The sequence below is a fragment of the Planomonospora algeriensis genome, assembly GCF_977012225.1.
Genome location: NZ_CDRNDK010000299.1, coordinates 1 through 8,200, shown reverse-complemented (window position 1 = coordinate 8,200; position 8,200 = coordinate 1). Strand labels below are relative to the sequence as shown.

Sequence of the window (8,200 nt, the reverse complement as noted above, 5' to 3'; positions counted from 1 at the left end):
GGCGCCTGCGGCCAGCGCCGCCCGCCCGGCCCGCGTGCCCTGCGGGCGGCGCGGCTTCGCTGTCCGTTTCCTGCCTCTTCTTACGGATCGCGACGGATCACGGGTGTGTCCTCTGCTCTGATGGGTGTTGTGGTTTTCCGGGAGGCTCACTCCCGCGTCCACCAGCGCATCGCCTCGGCCGCGGTGCGCGCGGGTATCTCGTGGCCGCCGGTGAACTCCTCGTAGGTGACGGGATATCCGCTCTTGCGCAGCCGGGGGACGATGCGGCGGCTGCAGCGTTCGACCGGCAGGACGCGGTCGGCGGTGCCGTGCGAGACGTGGAAACGGGGCCGGCCGTGGTGGACGAGGGGTGCCAGGAATCCCGGGGAGAAGGCCAGGACGGCGGTGAAGAGGTCGCCGTTGGTCACGCCGAGGGAGAGCGCGTAGGAGGCGCCGTCCGAGAAACCGGCGATGGCGACGCGGCCGGGGTCGATGGAGGTGCGGGCGAAGGCCTCGCGCAGGTCGGTGTCGAGGCGGGCCACGTCGGGGCCGTATCCGCCGGTGATCATGTCCCAGGTGGAGGCGATTGACTGGGGCGCCACGAGCAGTGCGGCGGCGGTGTCCGCGTGGGGGGACAGCCAGCTCAGGGCCTGTTCGGCGGTGCCTCCGGCGCCGTGGAGGACGACGGCCAGGCGAGTGGGCGGGCGGGAGGTCCGCGGGACGTGCAGCAGGGCCTGTCCGGTCAGCCGGTGGGTGCCGGGTTCGGCGGTGGCGGAGGTGAGGGCGGGGCGGGCGGTCAGGCGGCCGTGCCGGGCCCCTTCGTCCGGATGGGTGTGGGCGGGGGCCGCTTCCGGGATCGGCACTGCGATCACCTTCCACCGTGGGCGTCGTCCGGGTGCATCTCCCCTGTGCCCGCAGCCGGCTGAATGAAAGTGCCGGTAAGTCCATATTCGAGTAATGACGGTGGCGGGCGTCCGCTGTTCCGGTGGCTCGCCGGGGCGCCGTGCGGGGCGGCCGGGGCGCAGGTCTTGCGGCGGTTCTCGTGTACGGCGGGCGGGGCGGGCTTTCCGGGGCCCTGCGAGAGGTCTTGGAGCTGAAGAGGTCTCGGGGCTCTCGCGGGAGGACGTTCCGTGGGGATGGGAAAGCGCCCGTCCTCCGGGTCGGGAGGAGCGGGCGCTTTGCGTGCGGGCGGTCGGGTGCGGCGGGCGGTCACTTCAGGATGGGCAGTCGCTCGACCAGGGCGGTCTTGCCCCACCGGGCGCCCAGGCCGAGGGTGTCTCCGGCGCTCGCCAGGGCCAGGGCGATCAGGACGAGGGCGTAGACGATGTGGTCGTCCATGAAGGGGTTGGTGGCCAGGGGCAGTTCGGCGGCCCACATCATGAGCATCATCGCGGTGCCGCTGGCGGCGGCGATGCGGATGCCGGCGCCGGTGATGAGGGCCAGGCCGATGCCGAGCAGGCCGGTCATGAACAGCCAGTCGACCCAGGCCTGTCCGGCCAGGGCGCCGAAGAGGCCGCCGAGGGCGTTCTCGCCGGTGCCCTTGAGGAAGCCGGTGGTGGGGCTGCCGCCGTTGACGACGGCCTTGGCGGCGGCGGTCGAGAATCCGAGGCCGAACATCTTGTCGAGGAAGGCCCACAGGAAGACCCAGCCCAGGGCGATGCGGGCGACGCCGAAGGCGTAGGGCGGCGGGGTGCGGGGGGTGAGCGCGGTGGGGGCGGCGGTCGCGGTGGGGGCGGAGGGGCGTCCGGTGACCGGGGCGCGGCCTTCGATGATGGCCATGATCGGCTCTCTTTCCGGGGTTTTCGTCTTTCGGTTACGTCACCCAGTACATCGGTTCGCGCCCTCTTCCTCGCAGAGCCGTACGGCACCGCTCGGCCGACCTGAGGTCCCCGTCCGGCGGGACTTTCGGCCCTCCCCTCCCCCGCTGTCGTCGGCGGGCGGCGTGCTGGGCGCCTGCGGCGGGGGCGGCTTGGGTGCGGGGCCGGTCGGGTGGTCCCGCACCGGTGGAGGTGCCGGGTTCTTGCGGGGTCGTCAGCGCCTGCCGCGGCGGCGGGCGAGCAGGCGGGCGACGGTGCGGATGGTCAGCAGCAGTACCACGCCGACGAGCTGGCCGCCCAGGACGATGCGGTTGACGTCGAGGGCGGGTTGCCAGCGGACTTCGCCGTCCTTGATGACGAACACTCCTGCGGGTGCGGCGCTGAGGCCGAATCCGCCGCCTTCGCCTTCGCCGGAGCCTTCACCGGGCTGGCCTGGGTGCCGGCCGGTCTGCTGCTTGCCGCTGCCCCTTCCTCCTCCCCCGCCTCCGGTGATCTTGGCGACGGGGATGACGGTGATGCCGTCGCGGGTGACGGGTTCGCCGAACACGCGGCTGACGGCGGTGGTGTCGCGGGTCTGCTCGGCCAGTTTCATGATGTCCATCGTGGTGGTCTCCTCCCGGTTGGTGGGGCCGCTCGGGGGGCGGTGGTCGCGGGGTTCCTCTCCCCCATGATCATGCCTTGTGCGGGGGGTGGGTGGCGGTGTGTCGTACCGGAAGGGGCCGGTGCGGGGGGTGCCGGCCGCGGCCGGGGGTGTGCTCGCGGCCGGCGGGTGCCCGGGTCCGGGTCCGGGTGGGGTGTCAGTGGGTCCAGGTCCAGTCGCGGATCTCGGGGAGGTCTTCGCCGTGCTGGCGGGTGTGGGCGCGGGCGCGCAGGCGGGCGTCGGACATCTGCTGGCGCAGGTGGGCGGCGCGGGTGCCGAGGCCGGGGACGCGGTCGATGACGTCCATGACGAGGTGGTAGCGGTCGATGTCGTTGAGCATGGCCATGTCGAAGGGGGTGGTGGTGGTGCCTTCCTCTTTGTAGCCGCGGACGTGGATGTTGTGGTGGCCGTGGCGGCGGTAGGTGAGGCGGTGGATGAGCCAGGGGTAGCCGTGGAAGTCGAAGATGACGGGTTTGTCGGGGGTGAACAGGGCGTCGAACTGGGCGTCGGACATGCCGTGGGGGTGTTCGCTGGGGGGTTGCAGGCGCATGAGGTCGACGACGTTGATGACGCGGACCTTCAGGTCGGGCAGGTGGCGGCGCAGGAGGGCGGCGGCGGCGAGGGTTTCCAGGGTGGGGACGTCTCCGGCGCAGGCCAGGACGACGTCGGGTTCGCCTCCGGTGTCGTTGCTGGCCCATTCGATGATGCCCAGGCCGCGGGTGCAGTGGGCGATGGCCTCGTCCATGGTGAACAGGTCGAGGACGGGTTGTTTGCCGGCGACGATGACGTTGACGTAGTCGCGGGAGCGCAGGCAGTGGTCGCCGACGGAGAGCAGGGTGTTGGCGTCCGGTGGGAGGTAGACGCGGACGACGTCGGCTTTCTTGTTGACGACGACGTCGAGGAAGCCGGGGTCCTGGTGGCTGAAGCCGTTGTGGTCCTGGCGCCAGACGTGGGAGGAGAGCAGGTAGTTGAGGGAGGCGATGGGGCGTCGCCAGGGGATGTCGTGGCAGGCGTCGAGCCATTTGGCGTGCTGGTTGAACATGGCGTCGATGATGTGGATGAAGGCTTCGTAGCAGTTGAACAGGCCGTGGCGGCCGGTGAGCAGATAGCCCTCCAGCCAGCCTTGGCACAGGTGCTCTGACAGGACCTCCATGACGCGGCCGCGGCGCCAGGTCGGTGTCGGTCGGCAGGATCTCGGCGTTCCAGGTGCGGTCGGTGGTCTCGAAGACGGCGCCGAGCCGGTTGGAGGCGGTTTCGTCGGGGCCCATGAGGCGGAAGGTCTGGGGGTTGGCGGCGATGATGTCGCGCAGGAAGGCGCCGAGGACGCGGGTGGGTTCGGTCTGCTGGGCGGCGGGTGTCTTGACGTCGACGGCGTAGTCGCGGAAGTCGGGCAGGGCGAGGGGGCGCAGGATCTCGCCGCCGTTGGTGTGGGGGTTGGCGCTCATGCGGCGGGGGCCGGTGGGTACGGTCTGCAAGATCTCGGGTTTGGGGTGGCCGTCGGTGTCGAAGAGTTCTTCGGGCCGGTAGGAGCGCATCCATTCTTCGAGCAGGTGCCGGTGTTCGTCGTTGCCGCGGACGTTGGACAGGGGGACCTGGTGGGAGCGCCAGGTGCCTTCGACGGGCAGGCCGTCGACTTCGCGGGGGCCGGTCCAGCCTTTGGGGGTCCTCAGGATGATCATGGGTAGGCGGGTGGTCTGGCCGTTCTTGAATTCGGCGATCTGGTCGAAGACGGTGTCGAGGGTGCGGGCGGTGAGTTCGTGCATGGTGGCGGGGTCGTCGCCGGAGATGATGTGGGGGCGGTGGCCGTAGCCCTCCATGAGTTTGAGGAGTTCTTCTTCGGGGATGCGGGCCAGGACCGTCGGGTTGGCGATCTTGTAGCCGTTCAGGTGCAGGATGGGCAGGACGACGCCGTCGCGGTAGGGGTCGAGGAATTTGTTGGAGTGCCAGCTGGCGGCCAGTGGGCCGGTTTCGGCCTCGCCGTCTCCGACGATGCAGGCGACGACCAGGCCGGGGTTGTCGAAGGCGGCGCCGTAGGCGTGGGTGAGGGCGTAGCCGAGTTCGCCGCCTTCGTGGATGGAGCCGGGGGTCTCGGGGGCGACGTGGCTGGGGATGCCGCCGGGGAAGGAGAATTGGCGGAAGAGTTTCCGCATGCCTTCGGCGTCTTGGGTGATGTCGGGGTATTTCTCGGTGTAGGAGCCTTCGAGCCAGGCGTGGGCGACTGCGGCGGGGCCGCCGTGGCCGGGGCCGGCGATGTAGATCATGTCTTGGTCGCGTTCGGCGATGATCCGGTTGAGGTGGGCGAAGCAGAAGTTCAGTCCGGGGGTGGTGCCCCAGTGTCCGAGCAGGCGGGGTTTGAGGTGCTGGGTTGCGAGGGGTTCGGTGAGCAGGGGGTTGTCCAGCAGGTAGATCTGTCCGACGGACAGGTAGTTGGCGGCTCGCCAGTAGGCGTCGATGCGCTGCAGTTTGTCCATGGGGACTACGGTTCCCGCTTTTCTCTTGATCATTTAGGGGCTGAGGTCCTTTGGTGATCAAGGCGTTCGTCCCTCGGCGGGGTCGTGCGGGGCGGCGGTGTGGCGGCGGCCGGGGCGCGGCACGGGTCCTGCGGCGGCGACGAAGGGACTTTCGTCCCTAATCCCGCAGGTGGGTGGTCTGGCAGGCTGGGGGTATGACACTCGACTCGGCCGGCCTGCAGGTGCTCTCCTATGAGGAGTGCATGAGTCTGCTGGGCTCATGCCCGATCGGGCGGATCGTCTTCACCGACCGTGCGCTGCCGGCCGTGCAGCCGGTCAATTTCTGCTTGGACGCCGAGGACATCGTCATCCGTACGACGGTCGGTTCCAAGCTGGCCGCCGCCACGCGCCGGACCGTCGTGGCCTTCGAGGTCGACGAGTTCGATCCGGTCGGGCGTACCGGGTGGTCGGTGACGGTGGTGGGGCATGCCCGGGCGGTGGAGGAGCCCCTCGAGGTCGCGCGGCTGGCCGCGCTGCCGCTGATGCCGTGGGCGCCGGGAACGCGTGACCACTTCATCGTCATCGCCGCCGAGCAGGTGTCGGGCCGGCGGGTCGGTCAGCGCGGCTGAGCGGCGGGTCCGGCCCTGCCCTGGTTCGTCGTGCGGGCGGACCGGCCTGCGGTGGTGTACGGCCTCAGAGCAGCTGCGCCAGGTCCTCGGGGTAGGGGAAGCTGCCGGGGGTGTAGCCGCACCAGGGTTCTTCGGCCAGCGCGTCGCCGGTGACGGCGAACGCGCGGGAGCGTGAGCCGCCGCAGACGGCGCTGAACTCGCAGGCGCCGCACCGTCCGCCCAGCCGTGCCGGGTCGCGCAGGCGGGTGAAGACCTCCGAGTGGCGGTAGATGTCGGTCAGCGGGTGCTCGCGCACGTCGCCGGCGGGCAGCGGCAGGAATCCCGAGGGGGACACCTCGCCGGTGTGGGAGACGAACACCAGGCCGCGGCCGGCGTTGACGTCGATGGGTGGTCTGCGGGTGCGGTCGGCGCCGATGAGCCCGCAGGTTTCGGCGCGGCGGCGCAGGTCGCGGTAGAGCGGTCCCAGGCCGAGGATCTGCTCGTGGTCGGCTCCGCGGGCGGCCAGGACGTGCCGCTGCAGGGCGACGCGGCGGAAGTGGTGCGCCTCGGTGGTCTTGACCGGGACGGTGCGGCCGATGTCGTGGACGAAGTTCAGCACGTCCTCGGTCTCGGCGGCGGTCAGCGAGGTCAGGTCGCGGCCGCGGCCGGTCGGGATGAGCAGGAACACGCTCCACAGCAGGGCGCCGCGTTCGCGTACCAGGCGGGCGATGTCGGGCAGGTCCATCAGGTTGGTGCGGGTCACGGTGGTGTTGATCTGCACTTTGAGTCCGGTGTCGCGGGCCGCCTGCCAGGCGCGCAGGGTGCGTCCGAAGACGCCGCTGAAGCCGCGGAACTCGTCGTGTGCGGCGGCGGTGGCGCCGTCGAGGCTGAGGGAGATGACCGAGGCGCCGGCCTGGCGCAGGCGGGCCAGGGCGGCGGGGGTGAGGGCCGGGGTGGCCGAGGGTGAGACGGCCGGGGACAGGCCGAGTTCGCGGGCGCGGGCGATCAGGTCGTACAGGTCGGGCCGGGCGAAGGGGTCGCCGCCGGTGATGACGAACAGCGGGGCGGGCCGGCCGAAGGCGGTGATCTGGCGCATCAGCTCGGTGGCCTGGTCGGTGGTCAGTTCGGCGGGGTCGCGGTCGGGGCGGGCTTCGGCGCGGCAGTGGCGGCAGGCCAGCGGGCAGGCGCGGGTGGCTTCCCAGATGACGATGAACGGGGCGGAGCCGACGTCGCGGCGGACGGGCCGCAGCGGGTGGCGGGTCATGGGGTGGTCCTTTCGTCTCGGCGGGTGCCGAGGATGCCGGCGACGACGTCGGCGGCGGTGTGGTCGGCGGGCAGGTCCGCGAGGAAGGCGAGGTCCTGGCCGAGGGTGAGCAGCGGCGGCTCGGTGTAGCCGTCGGGGCGGTGCTGGGCCAGGCCGATGGCGCTGACCAGGCCGTTGCACAGGCATCTGCGGCCGGTGGTGTCGGTTTCGGGGCGGTCTTTGCGGATGTAGGTGGCGACCGGTTCGGCGGGGCAGCGGTAGCCGACCGCGCCGTCGGGTTTGAGGTACGGCGTGCGCAGGTGGCCCAGGTCGCACAGGCGCGGCCGGGCGGTGTAGACGCCGGCGTCGGCGGCGGTGCCGGGCAGGTCGGCGATTTTGAAGGGGAAGCCGGCCGGTGAGGCGTCGGGGTCGTTGCGGATGGTCAGGGTGCCGTCGGCGGCGCCGGCCAGCAGGCGGCGGCGCAGGTCGTCGTCCAGGCCGGATTCGCGGCACAGGGCGAAGGCGGTGCCGACCTGGACTCCGGTGGCGCCGGTCTGCAGCGCCCGCTGCAGTCCTTGGGGGCCGGCGTGGCCTCCGGCGAGCCAGAACGGCAGCCCGAGGGCGGCGATCTTGGCGGTGTCGGGGCGGTCGCGGGGTCCGTACAGGGGCTGGCCGGTCTCGTCGAGGCGGAGGCGGCCGCGGGGTGGGGCGCTGTGGCCGCCGGCGGTGGGGCCTTCGATGATGAATCCGTCGGGCCGGGTCTCCGGTCGCCGTGCCAGGTAGGCGGCCAGCACGTCGGAGGAGACGATGGCCAGCAGGCGGGGGCGCTTGAGGGGCTCCGGCCGGGTGCGGCCGTGCAGGGCGGCGGGGTCGATGCCGGTGGTGTGGCGGCGGCCGGTGTCGGCTCCGGCGACGGTGACGGAGATCTCGGCCGGGTGGTGGGCGGCGAGCGCGTCGAGCAGCCGGGGGATCTCCGAGGGGATGCCCGCGCCCATGAGGACGTAGTCGGCGCCGGCCAGCAGCGCGCCGTAGGCGGCGGCGGGTGTGGCCATCTGAATCTTTTCCAGGTAGTTGACGCCCACGGGGCCGTGGTGGCCTTCGCGGGCCAGGAACACCTCGGTGAAGTTGGCGGCCACGGTCAGTTCGGTGCGGTGCGGGTGGGGGCGCAGGCCGAGTTTGGGCACCGGCCGGTAGGGCCGGCCGCCGGGCAGGCCGCCGGGTACGTAATAGCGCTGCAGGATGCGGGCGGCGACGTCGGGGAAGGGGAAGGCGGCCAGGGCGCGGCGCAGGTCGCCGCCGGGGTCGCCTGCTGCAGCCGCCGGGCCAGTACGACGTCCAGGGCGACGCCGGAGACCACGCCGAGCTGCCCGGTGCGGGCGACGGCCCGCGCCAGCCGCCAGCCGGATACGCCGACGCCCATGCCGCCCTGGATGAGGAGGGGGTGGGTGGTCTGCGGCGGGGCG

Annotated in this window: 6 protein-coding genes and 2 pseudogenes; 1 reads left to right on the top strand and 7 read right to left on the bottom strand. The window is 72.0% G+C overall.

Going from position 1 to position 8,200, the window contains the following annotated elements; all coding sequences use genetic code 11:
• Positions 1-146: 146 nt before the first annotated feature.
• The 4 genes and pseudogenes from ACWJ6R_RS25160 to ACWJ6R_RS25145 form a co-directional block, all read right to left on the bottom strand.
• Entirely contained in the window at positions 147-842 is a 696-nt protein-coding gene (locus ACWJ6R_RS25160) for an alpha/beta hydrolase (protein ID WP_449064599.1), read from the bottom strand.
• Between the two features lie 346 nt (positions 843-1,188).
• Positions 1,189-1,758, bottom strand: a complete 570-nt coding sequence (locus tag ACWJ6R_RS25155) for a hypothetical protein (RefSeq protein WP_449064598.1) — start codon at positions 1,756-1,758, stop codon at positions 1,189-1,191.
• Positions 1,759-2,010: 252 nt separating this feature from the next.
• Entirely contained in the window at positions 2,011-2,397 is a 387-nt protein-coding gene (locus tag ACWJ6R_RS25150) for a spore germination protein GerW family protein (protein ID WP_449064597.1), read from the bottom strand.
• 196 nt (positions 2,398-2,593) lie between these two features.
• Positions 2,594-4,907, bottom strand: a pseudogene (locus ACWJ6R_RS25145) (phosphoketolase family protein).
• 194 nt (positions 4,908-5,101) lie between these two features.
• Here ACWJ6R_RS25145 and ACWJ6R_RS25140 point away from each other — a divergent pair.
• Complete coding sequence (locus ACWJ6R_RS25140; protein ID WP_449064596.1) at positions 5,102-5,515, top strand: pyridoxamine 5'-phosphate oxidase family protein; 414 nt, start codon at positions 5,102-5,104, stop codon at positions 5,513-5,515.
• 64 nt (positions 5,516-5,579) lie between these two features.
• On the opposite strand, the gene ACWJ6R_RS25135 is transcribed toward ACWJ6R_RS25140, so the two are convergent.
• The 3 genes and pseudogenes from ACWJ6R_RS25135 to ACWJ6R_RS25125 all read right to left on the bottom strand — a co-directional run.
• Entirely contained in the window at positions 5,580-6,758 is a 1,179-nt protein-coding gene (locus tag ACWJ6R_RS25135; protein WP_449064595.1) for a TIGR04053 family radical SAM/SPASM domain-containing protein, read from the bottom strand.
• Positions 6,755-7,921: a nitronate monooxygenase gene (locus ACWJ6R_RS25130; RefSeq protein WP_449064594.1), complete on the bottom strand. Its 1,167-nt coding sequence runs from the start codon at positions 7,919-7,921 to the stop codon at positions 6,755-6,757. Before ACWJ6R_RS25130 ends, ACWJ6R_RS25135 begins: the two co-directional genes overlap by 4 nt.
• Positions 7,876-8,200, bottom strand: a pseudogene (locus ACWJ6R_RS25125) (hypothetical protein); the annotation flags it as partial. The pseudogene ACWJ6R_RS25125 and the gene ACWJ6R_RS25130, both read right to left, overlap by 46 nt.